At 35.5% G+C, this 26,535-nt stretch carries 28 protein-coding genes and 1 tRNA gene; 16 read left to right on the forward strand and 13 right to left on the reverse strand.

Annotation, left to right across the window (positions count from 1 at the left end):
• Nucleotides 1-75: 75 nt before the first annotated feature.
• The 8 genes from AC0L5Q_RS17810 to rpsU form a co-directional block, all read right to left on the reverse strand.
• Nucleotides 76-1,044, reverse strand: a complete 969-nt coding sequence (locus AC0L5Q_RS17810) for a hypothetical protein (RefSeq protein ID WP_473612439.1) — start codon at nucleotides 1,042-1,044, stop codon at nucleotides 76-78.
• Between the two features lie 92 nt (nucleotides 1,045-1,136).
• A complete protein-coding gene (locus AC0L5Q_RS17815) occupies nucleotides 1,137-1,565 on the reverse strand; it encodes a hypothetical protein (RefSeq protein WP_473612444.1) in 429 nt (142 codons plus the stop codon).
• Nucleotides 1,566-1,580: 15 nt separating this feature from the next.
• Nucleotides 1,581-2,831, reverse strand: coding sequence for an integrase domain-containing protein (locus AC0L5Q_RS17820; RefSeq protein ID WP_473612448.1), 1,251 nt, complete (start codon nucleotides 2,829-2,831; stop codon nucleotides 1,581-1,583).
• 167 nt (nucleotides 2,832-2,998) lie between these two features.
• Nucleotides 2,999-3,075, reverse strand: a tRNA-Ile gene (locus AC0L5Q_RS17825).
• A 234-nt stretch (nucleotides 3,076-3,309) separates the two neighbouring features.
• Nucleotides 3,310-5,157 carry an RNA polymerase sigma factor RpoD gene (gene rpoD, locus AC0L5Q_RS17830; protein ID WP_473612452.1) on the reverse strand — a complete coding sequence of 616 codons (1,848 nt, stop codon included), beginning with the start codon at nucleotides 5,155-5,157 and terminating at the stop codon, nucleotides 3,310-3,312.
• A 153-nt stretch (nucleotides 5,158-5,310) separates the two neighbouring features.
• Entirely contained in the window at nucleotides 5,311-7,068 is a 1,758-nt protein-coding gene (dnaG, locus tag AC0L5Q_RS17835) for a DNA primase (RefSeq protein ID WP_473612455.1), read from the reverse strand.
• A gap of 168 nt (nucleotides 7,069-7,236) precedes the next feature.
• The gene (locus AC0L5Q_RS17840; RefSeq protein ID WP_473612459.1) at nucleotides 7,237-7,683 is read right to left on the reverse strand and encodes a GatB/YqeY domain-containing protein; all 447 of its coding nucleotides are present in this window, start codon (nucleotides 7,681-7,683) and stop codon (nucleotides 7,237-7,239) included.
• 38 nt (nucleotides 7,684-7,721) lie between these two features.
• Nucleotides 7,722-7,937 carry a 30S ribosomal protein S21 gene (rpsU, locus tag AC0L5Q_RS17845; protein ID WP_076420232.1) on the reverse strand — a complete coding sequence of 72 codons (216 nt, stop codon included), beginning with the start codon at nucleotides 7,935-7,937 and terminating at the stop codon, nucleotides 7,722-7,724.
• Between the two features lie 218 nt (nucleotides 7,938-8,155).
• Between rpsU and tsaD the strand changes: the two genes are divergently transcribed.
• Nucleotides 8,156-9,181 carry a tRNA (adenosine(37)-N6)-threonylcarbamoyltransferase complex transferase subunit TsaD gene (gene tsaD, locus AC0L5Q_RS17850; RefSeq protein WP_077341576.1) on the forward strand — a complete coding sequence of 342 codons (1,026 nt, stop codon included), beginning with the start codon at nucleotides 8,156-8,158 and terminating at the stop codon, nucleotides 9,179-9,181.
• A gap of 11 nt (nucleotides 9,182-9,192) precedes the next feature.
• Here tsaD and plsY read toward each other — a convergent pair whose 3' ends face one another.
• Complete coding sequence (plsY, locus tag AC0L5Q_RS17855) at nucleotides 9,193-9,789, reverse strand: glycerol-3-phosphate 1-O-acyltransferase PlsY (protein ID WP_473618331.1); 597 nt, start codon at nucleotides 9,787-9,789, stop codon at nucleotides 9,193-9,195.
• A 251-nt stretch (nucleotides 9,790-10,040) separates the two neighbouring features.
• Between plsY and folB the strand changes: the two genes are divergently transcribed.
• The 5 genes from folB to AC0L5Q_RS17880 all read left to right on the forward strand — a co-directional run bounded on the left by folB (nucleotide 10,041) and on the right by AC0L5Q_RS17880 (nucleotide 14,299).
• Nucleotides 10,041-10,397, forward strand: a complete 357-nt coding sequence (gene folB / locus AC0L5Q_RS17860; RefSeq protein WP_076420229.1) for a dihydroneopterin aldolase — start codon at nucleotides 10,041-10,043, stop codon at nucleotides 10,395-10,397.
• Nucleotides 10,397-10,900, forward strand: a complete 504-nt coding sequence (gene folK, locus AC0L5Q_RS17865) for a 2-amino-4-hydroxy-6-hydroxymethyldihydropteridine diphosphokinase (RefSeq protein WP_473612470.1) — start codon at nucleotides 10,397-10,399, stop codon at nucleotides 10,898-10,900. Before folB ends, folK begins: the two co-directional genes overlap by 1 nt.
• Before the next feature lie 5 nt (nucleotides 10,901-10,905).
• Nucleotides 10,906-11,718 (forward strand): undecaprenyl-diphosphate phosphatase, encoded by an 813-nt coding sequence (locus AC0L5Q_RS17870; protein ID WP_473612474.1) that lies wholly within the window; start codon nucleotides 10,906-10,908, stop codon nucleotides 11,716-11,718.
• Nucleotides 11,719-12,144: 426 nt separating this feature from the next.
• Nucleotides 12,145-13,302 (forward strand): acyl-CoA dehydrogenase family protein, encoded by a 1,158-nt coding sequence (locus AC0L5Q_RS17875; protein ID WP_473612478.1) that lies wholly within the window; start codon nucleotides 12,145-12,147, stop codon nucleotides 13,300-13,302.
• Nucleotides 13,303-13,450: 148 nt separating this feature from the next.
• Complete coding sequence (locus AC0L5Q_RS17880) at nucleotides 13,451-14,299, forward strand: co-chaperone YbbN (protein WP_473612482.1); 849 nt, start codon at nucleotides 13,451-13,453, stop codon at nucleotides 14,297-14,299.
• Nucleotides 14,300-14,363: 64 nt separating this feature from the next.
• Here the strand turns inward: AC0L5Q_RS17880 and msrA are convergent, their stop codons facing one another.
• On the reverse strand, nucleotides 14,364-14,903 hold the full coding sequence (gene msrA / locus AC0L5Q_RS17885; protein ID WP_473612485.1) for a peptide-methionine (S)-S-oxide reductase MsrA: 540 nt from the start codon (nucleotides 14,901-14,903) through the stop codon (nucleotides 14,364-14,366).
• Between the two features lie 199 nt (nucleotides 14,904-15,102).
• On the opposite strand from msrA, the gene AC0L5Q_RS17890 reads away from it, so the two are divergent.
• Entirely contained in the window at nucleotides 15,103-15,321 is a 219-nt protein-coding gene (locus AC0L5Q_RS17890) for a DUF3820 family protein (protein ID WP_473618332.1), read from the forward strand.
• A gap of 112 nt (nucleotides 15,322-15,433) precedes the next feature.
• Here the strand turns inward: AC0L5Q_RS17890 and AC0L5Q_RS17895 are convergent, their stop codons facing one another.
• The 3 genes from AC0L5Q_RS17895 to AC0L5Q_RS17905 are packed head-to-tail and all read right to left on the reverse strand — an operon-like array spanning nucleotide 15,434 to nucleotide 18,924.
• Nucleotides 15,434-16,810, reverse strand: coding sequence for a sigma 54-interacting transcriptional regulator (locus AC0L5Q_RS17895; protein ID WP_473612490.1), 1,377 nt, complete (start codon nucleotides 16,808-16,810; stop codon nucleotides 15,434-15,436).
• Between the two features lie 3 nt (nucleotides 16,811-16,813).
• Complete coding sequence (locus AC0L5Q_RS17900; RefSeq protein WP_473612494.1) at nucleotides 16,814-17,434, reverse strand: hypothetical protein; 621 nt, start codon at nucleotides 17,432-17,434, stop codon at nucleotides 16,814-16,816.
• Nucleotides 17,431-18,924, reverse strand: a complete 1,494-nt coding sequence (locus AC0L5Q_RS17905) for a HAMP domain-containing sensor histidine kinase (RefSeq protein ID WP_473612500.1) — start codon at nucleotides 18,922-18,924, stop codon at nucleotides 17,431-17,433. Before AC0L5Q_RS17905 ends, AC0L5Q_RS17900 begins: the two co-directional genes overlap by 4 nt.
• A 431-nt stretch (nucleotides 18,925-19,355) precedes the next feature.
• Between AC0L5Q_RS17905 and AC0L5Q_RS17910 the strand changes: the two genes are divergently transcribed.
• The 9 genes from AC0L5Q_RS17910 (at nucleotide 19,356) to AC0L5Q_RS17950 (ending at nucleotide 26,420) form a co-directional block, all read left to right on the forward strand.
• Nucleotides 19,356-19,661, forward strand: coding sequence for a hypothetical protein (locus tag AC0L5Q_RS17910; RefSeq protein WP_473612503.1), 306 nt, complete (start codon nucleotides 19,356-19,358; stop codon nucleotides 19,659-19,661).
• 98 nt (nucleotides 19,662-19,759) lie between these two features.
• Nucleotides 19,760-20,059, forward strand: coding sequence for a hypothetical protein (locus AC0L5Q_RS17915; protein WP_473612507.1), 300 nt, complete (start codon nucleotides 19,760-19,762; stop codon nucleotides 20,057-20,059).
• A gap of 97 nt (nucleotides 20,060-20,156) precedes the next feature.
• Nucleotides 20,157-20,456: an EF-hand domain-containing protein gene (locus AC0L5Q_RS17920; protein WP_473612511.1), complete on the forward strand. Its 300-nt coding sequence runs from the start codon at nucleotides 20,157-20,159 to the stop codon at nucleotides 20,454-20,456.
• A gap of 99 nt (nucleotides 20,457-20,555) precedes the next feature.
• Nucleotides 20,556-20,873, forward strand: a complete 318-nt coding sequence (locus AC0L5Q_RS17925) for an EF-hand domain-containing protein (protein WP_473612514.1) — start codon at nucleotides 20,556-20,558, stop codon at nucleotides 20,871-20,873.
• Between the two features lie 171 nt (nucleotides 20,874-21,044).
• Nucleotides 21,045-21,377, forward strand: a complete 333-nt coding sequence (locus AC0L5Q_RS17930; RefSeq protein WP_473612518.1) for a hypothetical protein — start codon at nucleotides 21,045-21,047, stop codon at nucleotides 21,375-21,377.
• 370 nt (nucleotides 21,378-21,747) lie between these two features.
• Entirely contained in the window at nucleotides 21,748-22,110 is a 363-nt protein-coding gene (locus AC0L5Q_RS17935) for a YcxB family protein (protein ID WP_473612522.1), read from the forward strand.
• 454 nt (nucleotides 22,111-22,564) lie between these two features.
• A complete protein-coding gene (locus AC0L5Q_RS17940) occupies nucleotides 22,565-23,563 on the forward strand; it encodes a Fe(3+) ABC transporter substrate-binding protein (protein ID WP_473612526.1) in 999 nt (332 codons plus the stop codon).
• A gap of 119 nt (nucleotides 23,564-23,682) precedes the next feature.
• A complete protein-coding gene (locus AC0L5Q_RS17945; protein WP_473612531.1) occupies nucleotides 23,683-25,311 on the forward strand; it encodes an ABC transporter permease in 1,629 nt (542 codons plus the stop codon).
• Nucleotides 25,308-26,420, forward strand: coding sequence for an ABC transporter ATP-binding protein (locus tag AC0L5Q_RS17950; protein ID WP_473612535.1), 1,113 nt, complete (start codon nucleotides 25,308-25,310; stop codon nucleotides 26,418-26,420). Before AC0L5Q_RS17945 ends, AC0L5Q_RS17950 begins: the two co-directional genes overlap by 4 nt.
• Nucleotides 26,421-26,535: the final 115 nt, after the last annotated feature.

The raw sequence follows: 26,535 nt of genomic DNA on the forward strand, positions 1-26,535 counted from the left end.
TATTTATTAAGTACTTTGTGGCAACTGCCAAAATCAATTGGCAACTAACCTATAAATAATTAGTTGCCAAAAAGATTATTCTGAAAGAAGCTTTATTCCTTTTGTTATTCGCTCTCTGATTGCTCTCTCACTTAAACCAGCTTGTAGCTCAGGTAAATATTCTTCCAATTTCTTAGCAACTTGAAGAACGGTAGGTTTATCTACAGTACCTAGCATATTACCTTTAGTACTAACTAACGCCTTAGTTAACAATCCGATAGTTTTATATAAATTATCCGTCTCCCTAGTCGATGGCGACTTTATAACAGTATTATTATTCAGGTTATTATTTTGTACGTTCTCTGTATTGAATAAAGCTTCAGCCATTCGGTCAACTTCACTTTGTAATGATAAAACTACCTTACCTTTATTGATTCTGTCATATTTAGCGCTCGCATATTCACAAGCTTGAATTATTAACTCTTCTGACACTTTCGGGAGATACTTTATATATTTCTTAGCTGCTTTTTTAAAATTAAATGTTTGTTCACTCTCTTTTGATAATCTTTTTAATTCAAGAAAAGATTGATCATTACTAATTATCTCCTCCAAAAACATAAGATTAATATCCACCCCAGCATCATTAACAAGTTTTAAGAACTGGGGTAAATGCACGTAACTATCGAACAGGTAAGCTTCATAGTTAATACCACCATCAATAGGTGAAACTAAGCTGCCAATCAATTCAGATGATATATTTTCTGTAAAATCAGAAATAATTAAGTTTACTAAAGGGGGAGGATTTCCGTAATTATCACTCGCTATGAAAGATGGATAACTTATTTGTATCTCACATAACCCTCTAATTCTTTTGGGGCTACATTGAGATCCATTAATAGGTGTTTTTACATCACAAATACCACAGACAAAAGAATAAAAGGTTATGTGTTGAGCTAAATATTCAACATACCTCTGTTCAGGTTCAGCTAAAAACAGTTCATCATAATAAAACGTTTTTGTAGCCAATCCTATCTTTATAAAAGCTTCATTATTACTAATATACATATTGTACCCTCAGTACAACCCTCATTAAATAACTAAGCCAGAGCGGTGAGGTACCACTTTTTCGGGAGCTACCCTAGGCTTGGTTAAACTTTTTAAGCTGCTGCTTGCTCTGGTTGATTAATCATTAAGTCATCAAATAAACTAACAGCATTAATTAATAATGTATCAGCCACGTAAATTGCTGATACTTGCGCTTTGATCAGTTCGTTAGGATATTCAGCCTCACACCAATTACTAGTCGCTAGTTCTGTTATTGCGTGATTGAAAGTAGATATTTGCTTATAAGCGGTAAACGCTTTAGAGAATAAAATACCTTTATTATCTTGATCCCACATTTCATCGGTAATAGCTTGCGCATCAGAGACACACTGTAATGATTTGATTAAGTCTACATTTAAAAATATTGTTCTTTCGCAAACAGCATTTGCAGTAGAAAGCAGTGTTAACTTTAATATCGAATATGCGCTGTTAAAATCATCTGCCATTTGTGTGGCACGGTCGTCTAGATAAATATTATTCATTGTTTATTTTCCTTATTAAAAATTAACTACACTAAGACCTTTATTACCTAAAGCAGACAGACTCATATTACCGGTTGCTGCTTTTTCAATATGTTCAGACCACCAGTTCATTAACGCGCGTCTTCGCTCGATATATTCGCTACGGTTGTAAGCTCGTCTTACTTCGTTTTTATCAATATGAGCTAAAGCGGCCTCGATAACATCAGGATCAAATCCTTGTTCGTTTAATGTTGTGCTAGCTAATGCCCTTAATCCGTGCGAAACAAGCTGACCAGCAAAACCAATTCGTTTTAATGCCATATTAGCTGTTTGTGTATTTGCGTGGCTGTTATTTGCTCTATGGCTCGGGAATAAATATTCTTTGTGACTGCTAATAGGTTTTAATCTTTCAAGGATCGCTAATGTTTGTTGAGTTAATGGGATGGTATGAGGTTTACCCATTTTCATTCGTTCTGCAGGGATAATCCAAAGATTGTTTGTAAAGTCTATTTCTTCCCACTTCGCTTTGGCTGTTTCCGCTGGCCTAGTCATAGTGTGTAATTGAAATTCAACTAAACAACGAGTAATAAACATTATGTTAGAAGTGGATAAAGCGACCATTAATTCAGGCAGCCTATCTGGTGTGATGGTTGCCATGTTTTGTTTTTTAGGTGCGGCAAACAATTTAGTAATATCTGATAGGGTATTTGCTTCAATATGACCAGATGCAACAGCTAACCTCATAATCTCATTAACAACCCTACATAAACGTTTTACAGTTTCTAAGCTGCCTTTTGCTTCAATAGGTTTGAGTATATCAATGACAGTTTTTGGTTTTACCAGATGAATAGGGGTATGTTGTAAAAGTGGTAATACGTGTTTATCTAAAGACTTCCATGCATGTATAGCTGTTTCAGGCTTAACGGCTTTTGATTTTAACTCGAGCCATTTCTCAGCAAATGAACCAAAAGTATTATTTAGAGCTTCAAGTTTTTGTCTTGCTTGTTCTTCTCGGTGATATTTCGGATCGATATTTTGGGCTAAAAGCTCTCTTGATTCTTTTCGAAGTTCCCTTGCTTGTGCAAGTGACAGGGCAGGGTATGAGCCAAAACTGATGTTTGCTCGTTTTTTTGTGATCGGACGATAATAATTAAATAGCCAGAGTTTGGAACCAGTCGGCTTTATCCGTAAAAATAAGCCGTCACCATCAACTAGGCTGTACTCCTTGTCTTTTGGTTTTGCTTGTTTTATTTCCGTATTTGTTAAGGGTTTTGTTGTTCTAGCCATTTTTAGTAACACCAAAGTTAGTAACATCATGTCCGTGTTACTATAAATGTTACCTAAACTTTCAGATTGTGCAAGACCCCCTCAGACAGTTACAGGTAGAACTACCTTGTAATAACTAGGTTTTATATGGGGTATAGGACTGTACTAGATGATATGAGAAGTGAAAATGGTGGGCCCTCCCCGACTTGAACGGGGGACCTGCCGATTATGAGTCGGATGCTCTAACCAACTGAGCTAAGGGCCCATTTTCATGGCCTAGGCCTGAAAACTTTTTCTTGCTAAAAAACATTACATCTCAAAGCGGCGTGAAGTATAAGCATTTTTTATTTTGTTGTCACCACTATAATCTGAAATAATTTATAAAAATTGACTGTTAGCTTAATTGTTAAACAAAATAAGCGTTTATTTATTTTTTAATCGCCGAAAATGAAAAAATCCAGCACTTGGCTGGATTTTTAAATAAGGTGTTAAACGGTTTTTATTCGCCGTCTAAGAAACTCTTAAGTTGTTCTGAGCGAGAAGGATGACGCAATTTACGTAATGCTTTCGCTTCTATTTGACGAATACGTTCACGTGTAACATCAAACTGCTTACCAACTTCTTCTAGCGTATGGTCAGTATTCATATCAATACCAAAACGCATTCTTAATACTTTAGCTTCACGTGCTGTTAAACCAGCGAGTACTTCGTGAGTTGCATCTTTTAAGTTTTCAGAGGTTGCAGAATCAACAGGTAATTCACCGCTACCATCTTCAATAAAGTCACCTAAATGTGAATCTTCGTCATCACCAATAGGGGTTTCCATTGAGATAGGTTCTTTCGCTATTTTTAATACCTTACGAATTTTATCTTCAGGCATTACCATGCGTTCAGCTAACTCTTCAGGAGTTGGCTCACGACCCATTTCTTGTAACATTTGGCGAGAAATACGATTAAGTTTGTTAATCGTTTCAATCATGTGTACAGGAATACGGATTGTGCGGGCTTGGTCAGCAATTGAACGTGTAATTGCTTGGCGTATCCACCATGTAGCATAGGTTGAAAACTTGTAACCACGACGGTATTCAAATTTATCAACTGCTTTCATTAAGCCGATGTTACCTTCTTGGATCAGATCTAAGAATTGTAAACCACGGTTGGTGTATTTTTTAGCGATTGAAATAACAAGACGTAAGTTGGCTTCTACCATTTCTTTTTTCGCACGGCGAGCTTTAGCTTCACCAATTGACATACGACGGTTAATGTCTTTAATGCCATGTACGTTTAGGTAAGTTTCTTCTTCAATCATGTTAAGTTTGTAGATGCAACGTTCTACGTCTAACTCAATATCAGCTAGCTTAGCTGAATGAGGTAAGCCCGCATTTTTTTGCTCGTTAAACCAATCTTTTGATGTTTCGTTGCCTGGGAATATTTTGATAAAGGTAGCTTTAGGCATACCTGCACCAACAACACAGTGCTTCATGATCAAACGTTCTTGAACACGTAAACGGTCCATTACGCTACGCATGTTTTTAACTAAACGATCAAAAACTTTAGGTACAATTCTAAATTCTTTGAATACTTCAGCTAATGCATCAATTGCAACTTGTGCGTCAGTATGGCCTCTGCCTTTATCACTGATAATTTTGTTTGCAGCTTCATAAGCATCACGAAGTAAACCAAATTTTTCTTTGGCTAATTCAGGATCCGGCCCTGTATCTTCTTCTTCTTCGTCTTCATCATCGTCACTGTCTTTATCTTTGTCTTCATCATCTAATTCTTCTTTAGATAACTCAGAACCAATATGAGTTGCAGCGGCAGGAATTTCTTCTTCTTCAGCATCAGGGTCTAAAAAGCCAACGATTATATCGCTTAAGCGAACTTCTTCTGCTTCGAAGTTGTCCCATTGCTCTAATAAGTAATTAATTGCAGGAGGGTATTCAGAAACCGAACGTTGTACTTCTTTGATACCTTCTTCAATACGTTTTGCGATAACTATTTCGCCCTTACGGGTTAATAGCTCAACAGTACCCATTTCACGCATGTACATACGTACGGGATCTGTTGTACGACCAATTTCGCTTTCAACTGAAGCAAGTGCTTGCGCAGCAGCTTCGGCAGCGTCTTCATCGGTGTTCGCTTCACTCATCATTAAGGTATCGTTATCAGGCGCGTTTTCAAACACCTGTATACCCATGTCGTTGATCATTCTAACGATGTCTTCAACTTGGTCAGAGTCAATAATCTCTTGAGGAAGATGATCATTAACTTGAGCAAATGTTAAATAACCTTGCTCTTTACCTTTAGTTATTAGCTCTTTAAGCCTAGATTGTGGGGCTTTATCCATTGACGAGTGTCCACCTAATTTATGGGTATCAAATTGAAAAAAGTAAGCCTTGAATTATAGCAATATGCTTGCTTAATTACCAGACGTAAACCGATATATTGTTAACTAGTTGTTATACCAAGTTGATTATTTATATACAACTTTAAACGCCTATTAGGCGCTAAGTAAACTATGTAATTCTTGTTTTTCTATTTTTGTTAAACCTGTTGTTTGTTCTTTTGAAAGTAATGCTTCAGTACGTTGTTCGATAAAAATATTGAGAAAACGTTCAATAATATCTAAAAAAGTAGATTCTGCGTTTTCAGGCTCAATATGATGTTCTAAGTACATTAATTTAGTGAGCTGCTTACTTTCTTCTTGACCTCTATACTTTTCAATAATTTGTGCACTATGAATACTTGGGTTTTGCTTGCATATCATGAGTAACTGATTTAACAGGGGTATTCCAGGTACATTTAAATGCGTAAGTATTGATATATCAGGTAAAGCATTAACTATATGGGGATGCTCAAGTAATAATGCAATAGCTAATCGAACAGGTGTTATTTTTGTTTGCTTTTTTATGGGCGTTTTTGTGTTTTTTGAAGCAAACGCTTTATTTAATTTAGCGAGTTGTTGCTCATTACCGCTGCCAAAGTTATTAGCGAGTTTGGTTACAATGGCATCTTTTAGATGGCTGTCAGGTAATTTTTCTAAATAGGGTTTAAATGCATTAATAGCAGATGATTTACCTTCGGCGGAAGTCATATCGTATTGGGCTAATAAATGCTCAAATAAAAAGTCAGAAAGAGGTGTTGCTTGATCTATTATAGCCTCAAAAGCTTGCTGGCCTTTTGTGCGTATTAGGCTGTCAGGGTCTTCTCCGTCAGGTAAAAAAACAAACCTTAGTGAGTAACCATCTTGAATTAAGGGTAGGGCATTATCCATAGCTCGCCAAGCTGCATCTCGGCCGGCTCTATCACCATCGTAGCAACATATAACTTCTTTAACGGTTCTAAAGAGTGTTTGTAGTTGCTCTGGAGTTGTTGCTGTACCTAATGATGCTACAGCGTAAGTTACACCATGTTGGGCTAATGCGACTACGTCCATATAGCCTTCAACTACAAGTAAGCGTGATAGTTGTTTATTTGCTAATTTTGCTTCGTATAAGCCGTAAAGTTCTTGGCCTTTATGATAAATACGCGTTTCTGGGGAGTTTAAGTATTTAGGTGTTCCATCTGATAGTACTCTACCACCAAAACCAATAACACGGCCTCGTTTGTCGCGAATAGGGAATTGTATACGACCTCTAAAGCGATCATAAGGCTTGTTTTTATCGCCCTGAATAGCCATGCCTAAATCAACAAGTTGTTTAGTAATTGCTGAGCTTTTAGCAAATACGTTCATCATGCCATCCCAAGCATCGCTGATGTAACCAATACCAAACTGTTTGACTATTTCGCCACTTAAACCGCGACCTTTTAAGTAGTTTATGGCCGTTTCTTTGTCATTAGCTACACGCAGTTGTTGTTGATAAAAACGGCTGATTTGTTCCATTAAGGCATAATCATCTTGTTTTTGTGCGTAAACTTGTTGCTGTTGTTTTTGTTGTGCGGGCGTTTGATTATTGTCTTCACGCGGAACGGTCATACCGTAGTGTGAAGCGAGTTCTTCTACAGCATCAGGAAATTCTAATCGATCAAATTCCATTAAAAATGAAATCGCATTGCCATGTTCGCCACAACCAAAGCAATGATAAAATTGTTTGTCTTGGCTTACGCTAAATGAAGGTGATTTTTCGGTATGAAAAGGGCAACAAGCTTGATAATTTTTACCTGCTTTTTTTAAAGGAACACGACTATCAATAAGTTCAACAATATCAGCTCTGGCTAATAAGTCATCGATGAACTGTCTTGGGATCATACCTGCCATATAATTAGAACACTCGAATGTTGAGAATAGGGAACTTCGTTTTCTATTTTACACAATAAAATCGTTTGATTGATATTAGTTTTCAATCTTTAAATTTAAGGGAATAAAAAACCGCGAGGCATAAGCAATCGCGGTTTATTTTGAGACTTCCCTTGTGGGAATATAAAGTTAACTATTTAAAGTATTTCTTACTTGGCCGCTTACTGCGCCCAAATCTGCTTTACCTTGCATAATAGGTTTTAATATTGCCATTACTTTGCCCATGTCAGCCATTGAAGCTGCACCGGTTTCTGTTATTGCTTTATTAATTAAATCATTAATCTCATCTGCAGTGAAAGGTTGAGGTAAAAACGTATTTAACGCTTCAACTTCAGCCGCTTCTTTTGCAGCTAATTCATCTCGACCACCATCAGTAAACATTTTAATAGATTCTTTACGTTGTTTAACCATTTTAGTTAAAACGGCTAATACGTTTTCATCTGTTGCTTCTGTACCGTGATCTATTTCAGCTTGTTTAACAGCTGATATCGCCATGCGAATAACACCAAGACGTAATTTGTCTTTAGCTCGCATAGCAAGTTTCATTTCATCTTTTAGTTGACTAAGTAGACTCATAGGTTGACTCAGTTGACTGAAGTAAGTACTAAAATATCTTAGTACATACGAACGCGACGAGCGTTCTCACGAGAAACTTTTTTAGCAGCACGTTTTACAGCAGCGGCTTTTTTACGTTTACGTTCCCAAGTTGGCTTTTCATAACATTCGCGACGACGAACTTCTGAAAGGATACCGGCTTTCTCACATGAACGTTTAAAACGACGAAGTGCTACGTCAAACGGTTCGTTCTCTCTTACTTTAATTACTGGCATTTTTTTTGTTAACCTTTGTGTCTATTTAAATCTATAAAATTGGTAACCTTCTTAGCCTAAGCCTCGAAATCACCCGCTCTATCAAAAATTGGTGCCGTATTCTAAAGCCAACAGGTAAGTAAAGTAAAGTAATAATAACAATATGACACTTTAAATGGTGGAGAATTGCTTTTATCACAGGTAAAATTGCGCGCTTAACTTTTGAGGATTCTTTTTATATGCGTATTTTAGGTATTGAAACATCATGTGATGAAACAGGTATTGCTATTTATGATGACGAGCAAGGTATTATGGCTCATCGTTTATATAGCCAAATTGCTGTTCATGCGGATTATGGTGGAGTAGTGCCTGAGTTGGCGTCACGTGATCATGTGCGTAAAACTATTCCTTTAATTAAAGAAGTGTTAGCTGATGCTAATTTAACACCTAAAGATTTAGATGGCGTTGCTTATACTGCTGGTCCTGGTTTAGTGGGGGCGTTACTAGTTGGCTGTTCTATTGGACGAAGCTTGGCTTATGGTTGGGGAATACCCGCTGTGCCTGTTCATCATATGGAAGGGCATTTATTAGCACCAATGTTAGAAGACAATGTACCTGAATTTCCTTTTGTTGCTTTATTAGTTTCAGGCGGACATACCATGTTAGTTCGTGTAGATGGTATTGGGCAGTATGAACTTTTAGGTGAATCTGTTGATGATGCAGCAGGTGAAGCCTTTGATAAAACGGCTAAACTTTTGGGTTTAGATTACCCTGGTGGACCTGTTTTAGCGAAAATGGCAGAGAAAGGTGTTCATGGCCGTTTTGTATTTCCTCGCCCTATGACCAATAAACCGGGGTTAGATTTTAGCTTTAGTGGTTTAAAAACAGCAACGGGTACGGCTATTCGTGAAGAAAAAGCAAAAGGGACTATGGATGAACAAACACATGCTGATATTGCTTATGCATTTCAAGATGCAGTGATTGATACCATAGCAATAAAATGTAAAAGAGCATTAAAAGCATGCGACCTAAAGCGTTTAGTTATCGCTGGTGGTGTAAGTGCTAATACTGCGCTACGTGAAAAGTTAGCGGTTATTACTAAAAATTTAGGTGGTGAAGTGTTTTATCCTCGCCCTGAATTTTGTACCGATAATGGTGCCATGATCGCTTATGCTGGTTTGCAACGGTTAAAGTCGGGCGCAGAACAAGAGTTAACGTTTAAAGCTACACCACGCTGGCCGCTTGATACGCTTCCTGCAGTTTAATTTGTAGAGTGTTAGTTTTTTACTGATATTTTATTCTCTGTACCTTTAAGTAAGCGTTGAATGTTATCTTTATGTCTCATAATAACTAGTGCGCTTAACATAAGTACAGGGAATACATAAATGGGTTTGATCATCCATGTATATAAGGGGGCTAAGCTAACGGTTACAATAGCCGCTAAACTCGAATAGCGTGTAAGTTTAGCTACAATTAGCCAAGTACCAATTAATAGCCCTCCTAATGTAAAACCTAATGGTAATAAAACACCAAAAGCAGTTGCAACAGCTTTACCTCCTTTAAAACCAAAAAATATGGGGAACATATGTCCTAAACAAGCGGCAACTCCGATAAAACCAATATATAAGGGTTCTATGCCTAAAAAGTAAGCCCCCCAAACTGGAATAGCTCCTTTAATCACATCAAAAAATAAAACGAAAGCGGCAGTTAATTTATTGGTACTACGTAGAACATTGGTTGCGCCGGGATTATGTGAGCCAACATCACGAGGATCGGGTAAATGTTGAATTTTACATATTAAAATAGCACTAGAAATCGAGCCCGCTAAATAAGCGAGTACAATTATTCCTAATATTAAATAATAATGTGTAATGAGTTTTCTCTTAAAATATTGTTAAGTTAGTTATAAGTGAATCTAAAGCTATCTAATTATAGAAAACAACCGTAACACTAATGACCAAAGCCTAAAGATAGTTAATTATATTCTAAGACATTTCTGGTTTTTAATGATTTAGATAGGTAAAATTACGCCTAATAAATAATTTAATTGGTATTATGCATCAAATTAACTATTTGAAGTTATAACATAATCTAATTATGCCGTGTAATAAAGAGTTTTGAAATATGGATAAAGTTTGTATCGAAGGTTTAAGCATTCAAACCACTATTGGCTTTTATGAGTGGGAGAAGCAAATCAAGCAAACACTGATCATAGATTTAACACTCGGTTGGGATATATCCAAAGCAGCACTTAATGACGAATTAGCAAAAACATTAGATTACGCAAAAATTTCTGAAGACGTAGAAGTATTTGCTAATGCTAATCCCGTCGATTTAATTGAAACATTGGCGGAACGTTTAGCTCAGTACTTAATGAGCACTTACCAAATTCCGTGGTTAAAACTTAAAGTGGGTAAACCTGGTGCTGTTCATAACACTAAAACTGTTGGTGTTGAAATTGAAAGAGGCGTAATGGCTTAATGTCGTACCTTTATATTTCTTTAGGCAGTAATATAAATAGGGAATATCACGTTAAGCACGGCCTTACTGAACTTGCAAAAGTATTTGGTGCCTTAACGCTTTCTTCTTTGTATGAAAGTAAAGCCGTAGGTTTTGATGGTTCAGACTTTTATAACATGGTGATTGGTGTTGAAACATCAAAAACGATAGAAGAAGTTGCCAAGACGTTACGTACTATTGAATTTAAGTACGGACGAGAACAGCAAGCTAAAAAGTTTAGTCCACGTACTTTAGATTTAGACCTATTACTGTTTGATGAACTTATTCTCAATACACCAGCACAAATCCCCAGAGATGAAATTACAAAAAACGCTTTTGTTTTATGGCCGCTTGCTGAAATAGCTGAAAGCCTTAAACATCCTGTTACTAATCAATCGTATGGCCAGCTTTGGCAAAATTTTGATAAAGCGAGTCAGTCGATCACCCAAATACCATTTTCATGGTCACACATTATGGATAATTAAAATACATGAGTACTTTAGAAATATTTTTATTAGCTGTTATTCAAGGCTTTACTGAATTTTTACCTATCAGTAGTTCGGCTCATTTAATTTTACCTTCTGCTGTTTTAGGCTGGCAAGATCAAGGCTTAGCCTTCGATGTAGCAGTACATGTAGGTACTTTATTAGCTGTAGTGTTATATTTTAGAAAAGAAGTAGGCCGCATGGCTGTTGCGTGGGTTTCAACTATTACGCAGCGTAATAAAGAAACAGAAAGTAATTTTGATGGCACATTAGCTTGGTGGATTTTGTTCGCCACTATTCCTGCCGGCTTATTTGGTTTACTCGGTAAAGATATTATAGAAGAGTATTTACGTTCAGCCTTGGTGATTGCCGGAACAACCATTATTTTTGGTGTGTTACTTGGTTTTGCTGATGTTAAAGCTAAACAGAATGTAAGTATTGAAAAAATGGGCTTTAAAGGCGCTATGCTGATTGGTTTCGCACAAGCTATAGCGTTAATCCCTGGAACTTCCCGTTCAGGTATAACCATGACCATAGGTTTAATGTTAGGTTTAAGTAGAGAAAATGCGGCTAGATTCTCATTTTTATTATCAATTCCCGCAATTGCAATGGCCGGAAGTTACTTAACACTAAAACTTATTACTTCTGCTGATGCGGTTGACTGGAATGCGATAGGCTTAGGTAGCGTACTTGCTTTTGTTAGTGCATACGCCTGTATTCATTTCTTTTTAGTGTTACTTGATAAAATAGGTATGATGCCATTTGTTATCTACCGCTTAGTGTTAGGCTTTGGCTTATTGTGGTTTGTATTAGGTTAAAACTTAATTAACCTCAACTCGGGTTAATGAATGTTAGATAATGAATTAAAATTATTATTTATCAAAACCTTAATCTGTATCGTTGTTTTCCTAAGTTATATTAGTCTCTCAACATTGATATTTTTGTGTATAACAAGGCGAATTTTTCTATCTAATAGCTGGCTATTAGTAATAAATTCAACGAAGTTAGGCATAAAAATAGCTTGTTGAGTAACTTTGCTTATCCCGAGCTGAGGTTAATTATTGTTTAAGTTAAAAAAAACGTGCTTTTTAGCACGTTTTTTTATGGGGAAAATAAAATATAGCTCAAGTTTAGTTTTTAAGGGTAAGTTTACGTTAACGTAAAATATTTAATGAATGTTGTTCATTCTTTGATTACACTATAAATAGAGATTAACGAAAATATTAACGAGATAGAGGGCTCTTATGGATTTATCATTAACTGAAGAACAAGCCATGATCCAAGACATGGCAAAGAAGTTTGCAGAGTCAGAACTTGCACCTGTGGCTGCACAACTTGATGAAACCTATGATGAAACTTTATTTTTAAGTAATATTAATAAACTCTCCGAATTAGGCTTTATGGGTTTAAATGTTAAAGCCGAATACGGTGGAGTTGAAGCTGGCGCTGTGTCATTTAGCTTAGCAATAACAGAACTAGCCAGAGCTTGTGCGTCTACAGCGGTTACAACATCAGTAACCAACATGGTGGCAGAAGTTATCCAATCCATTGGTAATGAAGAGCAAAAGCAAAACTACTTACCTAAATTATGTAGTGGTGAATACCGCGCTGGTGGCTTTTGTTTAACAGAAACAATGGCAGGTTCAGATCCTGCAGGTATGAAAACCACAGCAGTAAAAGCAGGTGATGGATACGTTTTAAATGGCACAAAAGTTTATATTACCAGTGCTTCGTTTGCCGATATTTTTGTGGTTTGGGCTGTTACTGATTCATCAGCAAAAAAAGGTAAAGGGATTTCTTGCTTTCTAGTTGAAGCAAATACTCCCGGTATTACCATCAGTAAACGAGAAGACAAAATGGGTCAAAAGGCTTCTCCTACCAATCAAGTTATTTTTGAAAATTGCCGTATTCCAGCAACAGCACTTATGGGACAAGAAAACCAAGGTTTTTCTATTGCAGTAAGTGAATTAGCGGGGGGGCGTATTGGTATAGGTTCACTTGCTTTAGGTATCGGTTTAGCGGCTATGGATTATGCGCGCGAATACATTGTAGAGAGAAAACAATTTGGTCAATCATTGTCTAACTTTCAAGGATTACAATGGAAGTTAGCGGATCGATATACTGACTTAGAAGCTGCTCGTTTATTATTAATGCAAGCTGCAGATAACAAAGATAAAGGCTTACCTTTTAGTACTTCAGCCTCGATGGCTAAATACTTTGCCACCGAAAAAGCTAATACAGCCTGTTACGACGCTTTACAAATTATGGGCGGAGCAGGTTATATTAAAGAGTACCCATTAGAGCGTTTCGCAAGAGATGTTCGGGTAACGTCTATTTATGAAGGTACAAGTGAAATTCAAAAAGTGATCATTTCAAGATCATTGCTTAGCGAAGTTAGCTAATACGTATAGCTTGATAAGCTTTTTATTTATCCCATTATTATCTTAAGGTTAAAACAATAACTTTTTCACATATAGTTATTGTTTAAACCTTGTATCTTTAAGGTTCGCCCCAAAATATTGAGTAATATTGTTTTACTTGGAAATATCAATGAGCTCAAATATCGTTGCCATCACATTAGAAAACTTCCAACAAGTTGTTTTAGAAGAATCAAAATCAAAGCTTGTTCTTGTCAGTTTTTGGGCTGAGCAAGTGCCTGAAAGTATTGAATTACGAGATGTATTAACAGCAAAAGTGTCATTATTCCCTGACCATATGGTACTCGCTACGGTTGATTGCCAAACACAAGGCCAAATCGCTCAGCAGTTTGGTGTTCAAGGTTTGCCTACAGCTGTTTTAGTAAAAGATGCACAGCCAATTGACGGGCTGTCAGGCCCTCAAACAGAAGAACTAGTACAAGCCTTTTTAGATAAACATTTACCTAAAGTTGAAGATACATTATTAAATGAAGCTAAGTTAGCTTTAGTGGAAAATGATATAAATAAAGCATACACAGCTGCATCACAGGCTTACCAAATAGACAGCGAAAGAGCTGATATTAAAATTGTTTATGCCGATGCCTCTATTCAATTAGGTAAGGTGGCCGATGCTGAAGCCGTTTTAGCTACGATTACACTAGTCGATCAAGATAGTGCTTATCAAGCCGTTATGGCTAAGCTTGAATTAGCGACACAAGCTGCTGAATCACCAGAAATTAAAGCATTGGAAGCACAGCTTGAAAGTGAACCTGATAACGATGAAATAAAACATAAGTTAGCAGTACAATATTCTCAAGTTAACCGTAACGAAGAAGCCCTTGAGATACTGTTTAGATTAGTACAAAAAGATATGTCTAACACTACAAGTAAAGAGTTAATGTTAGATGTGTTGAAAGTACTACCAGACGGCGATTCGTTAGCCACTAAATATAGAAGAAAGCTTTATACTTTGATGTATTAAAAACTGTATTTTATGACGCAATAAAAAGCCACGCTATTTTACTAATAGCGTGGCTTTTTAAGTATTACTTTAATTTATCAACAAAAGTCTTTTTAAATTTAGCCAGTTTAGGGGCCACTACGGCTTGGCAGTATGGGTTTTCTGGATTGCGATTGAAATAGCCTTGATGCATATCTTCACCTGAGTAAAACTCAGATTTTGCAGTAACTTCTGTTACTACGGGAGCAGGCCAAATGTTATCTTGATTGATCTCGTCAATAATACTTAAAGCCGCTTGTTGTTGTTCTTCAGTATGAAAAAAAACACCAGAGCGATATTGAGTGCCGGTATCATTACCTTGTCTGTTTAATTGCGTAGGATTGTGCAGCGCAAAAAATATTTCTAATATTTCACGGTAGCTGATAACGCTAGGATCATAAGATAATTGCACAACTTCAGCATGGCCTGTAGTGCCAGAACAAACTTGTTCATAGGTTGGATCACTAGTTTCTCCCCCCATATAACCCGATACAGCACTTTCAACACCTTTAACGTTATTGAAGGCTGATTCGATACACCAAAAGCAGCCGCCCGCTAATGTTGTTTGTTCAATTGTAGTTGTCATGTTGTTATTGCCTGTTTACATATTTAAGAAGAGAATTAGAAGTAAGTTATTTTATACTAAGTTGATTTATTAACTGCTCATTTTAATCATTAAAAAGTAGACCACATATTTAATCAAATTGGTATTATATAGAAAGCGATAGGTATAATAAAAATATAAGTGTTAGATTATTGCAGTGAATAAAATTTAAGAGAACAACATCGTGTCAGATCAACAAAAATTAGTAGAAGCTGTTAATCAAGTTATGCCCTTTGGAAAATATGCAGGAAGAAAGTTACTTCAATTACCAGAACCTTATTTAGTCTGGTTCCACGGTAAAGGTTTTCCTGAAGGGAAGTTAGGTGAGCAACTCGCATTAATGTATGAAGTGAAACTTAATGGCTTAGAAAATATGTTACAGCCATTACTAAAAGATTAAATCTAGACCCATCCCATTAAATTATCGCTAAGCGGGCAATAAATATTATTGAGGTGAGTAATACCATTCTCACTCATGAGGTTGGTATTGCTCAGTGATCAGTTATCAGTGATTAGGGGTCTTCAGACCTAAAAGCTTCTGCAGTTAAATGATGACGATTGAGTAACTTATAAAACTCAGTTCTATTTCGTTGTGCTATTTTAGCGGCTTTAGATACATTACCTGCAGTAATTTGTAGTAACTTAGCTAAATAATCTCGTTCAAATTTGTCTTTTGCTTGTTGAAAAGAGGGTAAAATAGTCGTTTTGTCTCGCAAAGCATTTTTAACCAGCGTTTCACTAATGAGTGGTTCTGTTGATAACGCGACACTTTGCTCAACAATATTTTGTAATTGTCTGATATTGCCCGGCCAAGGTGCGCTGATCAGTAATTCCATTGCCTCTTGAGAAAACCCTTTAATATCAGCATCAATTTTCTCAATAACATTATTTAGAAAGTGCTGAGTAAGCAGTGGAATGTCTTCACGCCTTTCAGATAACGGCGGTAACTCTAATTCAACTACATTAAGGCGGTAGTACAAATCTTCTCTAAACGTTTGATCAATAATGGCTTGCTGTAAGTTTTTATGAGTTGCCGCAATAATACGAACATCAACCTTTATCGATTGTGTGCTACCTACAGGGCGCACTTCTCGTTCCTGTAAAGCTCTTAATAACTTTACCTGAAAGTTCATTGGCATATCGCCAATTTCATCTAAAAATAATGTGCCACCATCGGTTGCTTGAAATAAACCCACATGATTTTTTTCAGCACCGGTAAATGCGCCTTTTGTATGACCAAAAAGCTCAGACTCTAAAAGTTGTTCAGGAATTGCAGCACAGTTAATCGCTGTGAATTTTTTATCATATCGAGAACTTGCTTGATGAATAGCATTAGCTAGAAGTTCTTTACCTGTACCACTTTGGCTGTGAATTAAAATGCTAAAATCACTTTTTGCTATTTGTTTGGTTTGGTCTAATAACGCAGCCATTACTGTACTACGGCTAATAATGTTTTTACGCCACAGTTCACTTTGTTCAGGGTTGTCTATATCGATGGGTTGTAACCGAATAGCTTGAGAAACCGTATCAAGTAGTTCTTTACTTTCAAAAGGTTTCGTTAAAAAGCTAAAAACCCCTTGTTTAGTTGCGCTAATAGCGTCTGGAATTGTACCGTGTGCGGTTAAAATAATAACGGGCATACTTGGATATTGCTGACGTATTTGTTCAAATAACGCCATGCCGTCCATACCTTCCATGCGTAAATCGCTGATAACAAGTTGCGGGTGAAAACTCTTTAATTTTCCTAAGGCAACTTTAGCATTTTCTGCTGATTCAACTTTATAGTTGGCAGCTGAAAGTCGAATACCTAATAAGCGTAATAAATGAGGATCATCATCAACAATCAGGATATTTCCATTAACAGGGCTAGTTGGGGTAGATTCATTCATAAGTTATTTCCCATGTTCGTTAATGTTTTTTTCTATACGGTGTAGCTGATTTATTTGTTCTTCAAGCATTTGTACTTTCTGCTGTAATTCTGTTATTTCTTTAGTGTTTTCTACAAGTTTTTTGTCTTTAATACCTGATTTTTTTTGTAAAGCCGACAACATATTTTGTGCGTTGTTAAACTGTACTTTTATGTCGTTTTGTTTTTGTCTGGTTAACAGTTGTTCGTTTAATAAATCTCTCAGCAAGGTAATGAGTGCTAAATTTGTCGGGTTGTAACGAGACTCCACATATTGCAGCTGTAGTTCATTTAATATGGTTTTAGCTGTGTAAGGATTGTAAATAGGGGATTGAGGTAAGCTATGTAATAACAACACGTATATATCAGCATCGGGGCTTCTAACGTCTTGATTCTTCTTTTGTTGTTCAATTTCTTGCAATAACTCATCATTATCTAATGTTTTTAACCACAGGTAATAATCACCATAAGTTGGAATATTAGTGTTTTTGGGAGGGGTTATTTCACAAGCTGATATGCTAAGTAATAAGACAACTAAACATAAAGATTTGATATGCTTGGCTTTCATCCAATTAAGGGATACTTGTTTTTTGTTATTTAAGCTCATAATTTATTTTCCAATGAAAATGCTCGGGGTATTTTTAACGTAAAAGTGGTTCCACTCGGTGCTTGCGTTTTACTTGATACGCTAATGTTGCCATTAATACGCATTAATAATTCTTTTACTATGGTTAGTCCTAAGCCGCTGCCTTTAATTTCATTTCCTTGAGGGGCAGGGCCTTGATAAAAAGCATCAAATACTTTAGTCATAACTTGTTCGTTTAATCCCATACCTTGATCGCTAAGGGTTATAATTAATTGTTCATTATCTAATGTCGTGGTGATGGAAATAGCGCTGTTTTCAGGAGAGTATTTAATCGCGTTAGATAATAAATTATCTAAAATTACCCCTAATTGTTTTGCGTTACTGTATATCGCAATGTTATCTAGAGATGTTTGTATATTGAGAGCTTTTCTTTTTATATCAAGCTTTCGTTCATTTAAAACATTTGAGATTAAATGAGAAACAATAAGTTTTTCTGAATCTTGTAGACTTGTTGAATCTAACACTATATTGAAATCTAATAAGTCTTCAATTAAGCGTTGTAGCCTTGAAACACTGGTTCTTATAATGTCGCTAATTTCTTGTTGATCAGGATTAAGAGCACCTACGCTGTTATCGTATAATAATTCAGTTCCTTCTCTTATAGCGGCAAGCGGGGTTTTTAGTTCGTGGGATATATGCCTAATAAAACTCGACTTTTGTAATTCAAGCGCATGTAGCCTAGTTCGCATGACTTCAAGTGCGTCAACAATTTCATTGACTTCGGGTGAGCTTTTAAGGTTAATTTTGTGTTCAAAATTTCCTTGTTCTAATTGTTGTATTTGAGCGATTAATTTCTTTAATGGTTTGGTAATGATAATTATAAAAAATATGGCAATAAGAATGGTCACAGGAATGATGAGTAAGCTATTCAACATAGTTTGACGCACTGTTTTAGCTGACGTTTTCACATTTCTAGCTTGATTGTATATAAGCTCGTTACTACGTTGGTTTATGCGTTGGTTAGTTTTAGCTAAAAGTTTGAATTGGTCTTGTAACTGAGTTAAGTACAAGGTTTGATTGTTATCGGGCGATAATAAGGTGTTGATCACCCTGATTTCATTAAGGAACTGTTCACTTATTTTTTTTAATTGGGCATCGTGATGATTAATTAAGCTTTTACTGATCAGGTTTAATAATATTTCTTCTTCAGCAAAATAGTTATTTGTGAGTTCTTTATTTTTTAAAACTATCGACTGACTTGCATACCTTTCCATTTTTACCAACAACTCACTGAGTTGCTTTGTGGTTTCTGTAAACTCTGCCGCATTAAAAATAGCGTCTTCACTTTGATTAGATAACTGATTAATTTGCGCAGCACTATAAAGTAGCGCTGCAACGAGTGGTAAAGCAACGAGTGAAAATCCCAATAATGTGAGCTTTTTAATAGAAAGCGTTTCTAACCCTAATATTTTTTTTATGTGAAAAAAGTTAGATGAAGATGTATTGCTCACTGTATTTGTAATCCTTTGATTTTTAATTGTGATAACGGGTATACACCCATCTTTTAAGGGAAATAGGCATAGAACGCAATAGTGTCTCTAATTGGATACATGGGGTTTTTGTTGTTATTTTTAGTTTAACTATTTGTTTTTAATGATTTATTTTTTTTGCCGGTGTTTTGTGAATCGATTAAAATATTATAATTTTATTTAAGTGTCTCATAAAGGAGACACTGTTTTAAATGTTAATGAAATAATTCTTTTAAAAACAATAACTTAAAAGTTGGTACGACTTGTGCAATACCTTCGTCGGTTATAGTGATATGTGATTGTTATCTACCACTAAGTAAATAACGTAATGTTTACTGAAGAGATAAGAATCCTAATTCGCACTATTAATTTTAAATCTTATTGAATTTAAATTTTATTGAAAAGGAATCATTATGAATAACGTAAGTTTAGTTAAAGTTACTTTAGGTGTTGCATTTGCAGCTGTTGCTACTTTTATCGTAAATGCGAATGATACAGTTGCTGACATAAAAAATGAAATAGCAGCAGAAACTACTGCGTCAATGCAAAGCCCGTCATTTTCAGATCTTTTATCAACTTTCGATGCTGATGAAAACGGTTCATTAAGTGAAAGCGAATTGTCTTCAAGCGCACTTCAGTCTGACTTTTCAAGTATTGATACAGATGGCGATACAAACATCAGTGAAGACGAATTCAACGCTTATGTAGCATCAAAATAATAGAGATACATCATTAATAGCACATAGCTTTTCTTATTTTCCCCCAGCTTTGTGCTTGATTAAATCACTTTACAAATTTTTATATATGAGGAATTAGAATGACTAACTTAACAAAAATAATTTTAGGTACTGCATTTGCAGCAGTTTCAACTTTTAGTGTAAATGCATATGAGATCCTTCCAATGGAAACAGATGAAGAAATAATTGAAACGGTTCCTGCTGAAGCTGTTGATAGTTTTTCACAGCTGTTATCTGCATTTGATACTGATTCAAGCGGCGCTTTAAGTGAAAGTGAATTGTCGTCAAGCGCGCTTCAATTAGATTTTTCAAGTATTGATACTAATGGTGATACCAACATCAGCGAAGACGAATTTAACGCTTATGTAGCATCAAAATAACACTAAACATCATTAATAGGCGCTAGCTTTTCGTTGTTTTCTTTAGCTTAGCGTTCTATTAAATCATTTTACAAATCTTTATAAATGAGGAATTACAATGACTAACTTAACAAAAATGATTTTAGGTGCTGCATTTGCAACAGTTACAACCTTTAGTGTAAATGCATACGAGATCCTTCCAGTAGAAACAAATGAAGAAGTTACTAAAAATGCTCCTGTATTAGCTGTTGATAGCTTTTCACAATTATTATCAGCATTTGATGCTGATGAAAGCGGTACTTTAAGCCAAAGTGAGTTGTCTTCAAGTGCACTTCAGTTAGATTTTTCAAGCATTGATACTGATGGTGATACAAGTATCAGTGAAGCTGAGTTTAATACTTATATTGAATCAAAATAGTTTACGATTTTATTTATGAGTGCCTGACTTTTATTAATTTATCTGTTTGGCACTTTTGATATTACGTGAAAATTTAAATTTTTTAAAAGAGAGATAACCATGACAGCGATTAACTTAGCAAAAATTATTTTAAGTGTTGCGTTTGCAACTGTTGCAACTTTTAGCGTGAATGCTAATGAAATTCTTCCTGAACAAGCTGAAGCTACAATCGAAAGTTCAGCATCATTACAAGCTGAAACTTTTTCTCAACTATTATCAGCGTTTGATGCAGATAAAGATGGTGCTTTAAGCGAAGTTGAATTATCTACAAGCAATAATGATGCGCTTAAAATTGCCTTTAAAAATCTTGACGCAAATGAAGATGCTACTATTAGTGAAGATGAGTTTAGTGCTTATATTAGTCAAAAGTTAGATTGATAATTTGAAGCGGTTGGGTCTTCTTCCTCTTGAGGTTCAATCGTTTTTTCTTATTTATAAACAACTACTTAGGATTCTTTGTTAATCCACTTACGCCGACTGAGTTCCCAACTTTTTCAGTCGGCTTTTTTAGAAACGTATTATAGCGCTAATATATAAAGGGTTAAGAAAATGCAAGAAAATCTGATAGAAGATACAACGCAACACATAACACGATATATTGAATTGAATAATTGGATATTTGAAATAAAAAGTATTAAAGCCATCAAAGTTGAAAAGTACGGTGAGCCATATAGTGCAACGGCTAATTTGTGCATAAATAATGACAATGCTTTTGTTGATGGTGTAATGACACGTGATCAAACGGATTTAGATAAAGAAGATTATGTTACTTTTAAAGCATTATGTAAAAAGCTTGGTATTACTAAAGTTAAATTTGATGATTTTACCAATCAAACCTTTTTTGCTATGCAAGCAGATAATAGGTCAGTGAATATTGCATAACCCTTGTTGAGTAAATTAAATTATAACGTATGTAATAAGGAATTTTCATGAATGTTATAAAAAGTAGAACAACCACATTATTTTTAAAAAAAGCTCACCTTATCAATTATTAGTAAGGCTTGTTTGTAATAAAACACGCCTTATTTTAAATTACTTATTATTGCTATCATCTCACGTCACTTAACGATAAAATAACGTTTTATCCTTATAAAACTTATCAAAAAACATGACGACGCCATTCTCATATTCTCATACATTTATTCTAGATAAAGCGCATTTTAACGAATGTTACAGTCAGTCGGTTGTAAATGACCAGTCTATAAAAGCCTATTTTAAAGCCATAATATTAAGTCTGTTTGGTATACTTCTTGTGTTATTTAGTGATGTAAATCCTTACGCCGCTTGGTTTGTATTTGCGTTAGGTGTGTTAGAAGCTGTTAGTATATATTACCGTCAAGCTTGGTGGGTAATGCGTCAATTATTAGGTAAATCAGCTAAAGGCGAAGTTACATTGATAGTTGATGAAAAGGGTATTACAACAGATTCTTTTTATATAAAAAGCATGGTGTTATGGGAAAATATTTCAGCCTTTAAAAAAACGCCATTAGGTTGGGTTATTAGTCATGAAATGGGCAATAACTATATTTCTGATAGTTGTTTGTCTTCTCAAGCCTCCGATATGTTTATTCAACGTCAAGCATCCTTTAATGCCAAACAGACAAAAGAAAGTTAAACAATACTATCTTTACCGATTAAGTGCTTCTTTGATGGGGTTAAAAATAATTTAAGCAATATTATTAACTCTAGCAAATTGGCATGTAGTTATAGCAAGTTGATTCATTAACTGCTCATTTTCTCTCATAAAAAAGTAGCTCACTTATTTCACCAAATTTTTATTATGTTTGGTTTGGAGCGCAAAATCACTTCTTCGTTAGTGCTTTTTATAAGGGAACGACCATCATTACAAAGCACTGCCTTGAATTGATATCGCTCAAGCACTCTGAAATAGCCTCTTGATTGGCAACGGGTATATATAAAATAAGCTGTAATTTTAGACTGTACTAGTCGGTATTGTTTAGGTTGAAGTTTTGTTACAAATTATAAATGAGAATTATTCTCAAACCTATTGTTGTACGATATAATCATTTTATTCAATTGGGTTAAATAAATTTATCAGGTAAATATTTATGTTAAAAAAATTAGTGAGTGTTTTGGCCTTCACGGCTTGTTTTGCTGTTAATGCTGCACAAGAAGTTAATGTGTATTCGTATCGTCAGCCTTTTTTAGTTGAACCTCTTTTTAAGACGTTTACTGATAAAACCGGTATTAAAGTGAATGTTGTATTTGCTAAAAAGGGTATGGCTGAACGTTTAAAGCGTGAAGGTAAACATAGCCCCGCTGATATTTTATTAACAACAGATATCAGTCGATTAATTGAATTAAAAGATAATGGCTTATTACAAGCGGTTAATTCTAAAAACCTTGAAGAAGCTGTTCCTGCTCAATATCGTTCTGCTGATGATACATGGTTTGCATTAACAACACGCGTAAGAAATATTTATTCAGCTAAGCGTTTAGGGAAAATCGATTTTAATTATGAAGATTTAGCAAAACCCGAATGGAAAGGGCGAGTATGTACGCGTAGTGGCAAGCACCCATATAATGTGGCTTTAGTTGCTTCAATGATTGCTGAACATGGTGAAGCAGGAACATTAGCTTGGTTAGAAGGCGTTAAAAGTAACTTAGCACGAAAGCCTCAAGGCAACGATCGTGGTCAAGTTCAAGCCATTAATCAAAAGCTATGTGATGTATCTTTAGGTAATAGCTATTATTTTGGTAATATGCTTACCGATGAAAAACAAAAAGTGTGGGCTGATAGTGTTTACATTAACTTTCCTAATCAAAGTAACCGTGGCGCACATGTGAATATTTCGGGTATGGCAATGGCGAAATACGCACCTAATGAAGATAATGCTAAAGCGTTAATGGAATTTTTAGTGTCAGTGCCTGCTCAACAGTTATATGCTGAAACAAATATGGAATACCCAGTAAGAAAAGGTGTTAATGCATCTAAACTTGTTGCATCGTGGGGAGAGTTTAAAGCTGACAAGTTACCTCTTGAAGTGATTGCTGAACATAGAAAAACTGCTTTAAAACTTTTAGACAAGGCGAAGTTTGATTTATAATCCGTTTCATTACTACATTGATTTTTTCGTCTCTAGAAATGATCAATAAAGCGGGATTGAAATAATCCTCTATCTGTAGGTAGAGGAATTAATTAAGAATAAAATGGCAGTATAATATTGTGATATCGGGTAACCGCAGCAAGGTTTGGCAAATAGTTAGCTGGGCTACCGCAAGTGTATTAGTACTGCCAATTTTTATAATGCTAATGAGTGGCTTTAGTGCCACTACTGAATTATTCTCCCATTTATGGGACACGGTTTTACCTACTTACGTTTTAAACACCTTGTATTTAGCCATTGTTGTAGGCACCTTATCCATTTTTTTCGGTGTAATATCTGCCGCTCTTATTACTCAAACTAACCTTAAAGCAAAAAACATTTTAAGATGGCTATTAATGCTACCTTTAGCAATGCCAGCTTACTTAGTTGCTTATTTATATACGGATTTATTTGATTATGCAGGCCCAGTTCAACGTTACCTAAGAGATTTTTTTGGCTGGCAGTCACCTGCAGACTATTGGTTTTTTGATATAAGAACCTTATTCGGGGCTGGTATTGTTATTTCACTGGTTTTATTTCCTTATATTTATATGCTGGCGCGTACAGCGTTTGAACAGCAAGATCAAAACCTGCATCGAGCAAGTCGTTTGTTAGGGCTTACTACCTTTCAAACCTTTTATAAAGTTTGTTTACCTTTGGCCAGGCCAGCCATTGCTATTGCAGTGAGTTTAGTACTGATGGAAACCTTAGCTGACTTTGCGACAGTACAGTATTTTGCTGTAAATACATTAACTACCGCTGTGTACGATACATGGTTAGGTTATGGTGATTTATCAACAGCTAATGCTTTAGCAAGCTTATTAACCTTAATGGTGTTTTTTGTTATTTTATTTGAACAAAAAGCACGAATGAAACAAAGGCATCAATCAAATAGACCAACACGTGGCAATCACATTATTGTGCTATCTATATCACAACAATTTTTTGCAAGCTTATTTTGTTGGGGGTTAGCTGTATTCGGATTTTTGCTTCCCATGTTTTTACTTGTGTTAATGGCGTTGGAGTATGCAACGGTTGAACAACTTGATGTACTTATATCTACAGGATTCAACAGTATTGAACTTGCTATTTACACGGCAACTATTGCTACACTTATTGCTATAGTACTTGTGCTTTATAAGCGTTTACATCAAGATAAATATAAAGCGGTACCTCTTAACGTTTCTGGATTTGGTTATGCTATTCCAGGTACTGTTCTCGCAATGGCGATGTTAGCGACTTTTGGGCCATTAGACGGTTTCATCAATGAAATGGCCGTTAAAGTGGGCATAGAAGAACCGGGCCTTATATTATCAGGCACTATTTTTGCCATAGTATTTGCATTTGTGGTTCGATTTTCAGCTATTGCCAACGGTACTATTTCTGGTGGGGTTGAGCAAATATCACAATCGATTGATTTAGCACCACCTAGTTTAGGCGTAAAACAGCTAAAGAGTATTTTAACGGTACATATTCCTTTACTTAAATCATCAATTTTTATCGCTTGGTTATTGGTTTTTGTTGAAGCAATGAAAGAACTACCTGCTGTGTTATTATTGCGTCCTTTCAATTTTGATACCCTAAGTACGCAAATATATCAGCTAATTTCGGATGAAAGGCTTGAACAGGGCGCTATTGGTGCGATTTTAATTGTAGCATTTGGTTTGATCCCTATTATTTGGCTAAATAAAAATGAGGATAAAGTGTGACCAGCATAATAGATATTCGTCAATTACAGGTGAAGTTACAGCAAAAATCTATTTTGTCTGGTATCAGCTTTACTCTTGAAGCCGGCGAAATATTAGGATTGGTAGGTCCAAGTGGTTGCGGTAAAACCACTTTGTTAAATACTTTGGCCGGTTTTATTGAGCAAGACCATGGCGATATTACTGTTGGTAATGCATTACTGATTAATAAACAAAATAGAGTGCCACCAGAGCAACGTAATATAGGCATGATCTTTCAAGACTACGCGTTGTTTCCTCACTTAACCGTTGAAAAAAATATAGGTTTTGGTTTAGATAAACTGTCAAAAGCCGCTAAGCAATCAAGAATTGATGAGCTTCTTACTTTATTAGAACTGCAAGAGCTTGGCCAGCGCTACCCGCATCAGTTATCAGGGGGACAGCAGCAGCGTGTAGCTATTGCAAGAGCATTAGCACCTCAACCACAGATATTGTTATTAGATGAGCCTTTTTCAAATATTGACGCACGTTTACGTAATGAATTGATGATAGAGATTCGTCAATTACTTAAGTCCTTAAATATGACTGCGATTTTTGTCACTCATAACAAAGATGAAGTTTTTACTTTTGCCGATAAAATTGCCGTTATGTATGAAGGACAAATATTGCAATTGGGTTCGCCTATTCATGTCAGTCAACAACCTAGCAGTTGGCAAGTGGCAGATTTTCTTCAATTAGGTAGCTGGCTTCCTTTTCAATTAAAAGAGAGTGCGGGTAAAAAGCTAGCAGAAACTGCAATAGGCGCAATTGAACTTACCAGTGAGCAAAGTCATGTTAATAAGTCATCAACTAAAAATGTAAATAATAGCGGTAAACAATTATTGTTAATTAAGCCGAAAGAAGTCGAAGTTAACACTGACACTAATTTTGATGATAATCCTTACAATAAACCTAATGTTGTTGTTAATCACATTGGTATTACTGAATATGGCTACCATTATATAGTGAACAGCATAGATAATTCGCCAGAATTAAACTTTGAGCGCTTGAGTTTTTATCACGAACAAGTATTTGCTATAGGGCAGCAGCTTTCGATTTGTATAAAACATCATCAATATTTAACCTTTCAATGAAATAAAATGTAGCACTTAATTTGGATCCACACTATTAAAAATAAAAATGGGAATTTACCCCCTATTTTTAATTTTACCTCTCACATATTGTATAAAATCTGATTAAAAATTTTAA

It is taken from the genome of Pseudocolwellia sp. G5-9, assembly GCF_055808995.1.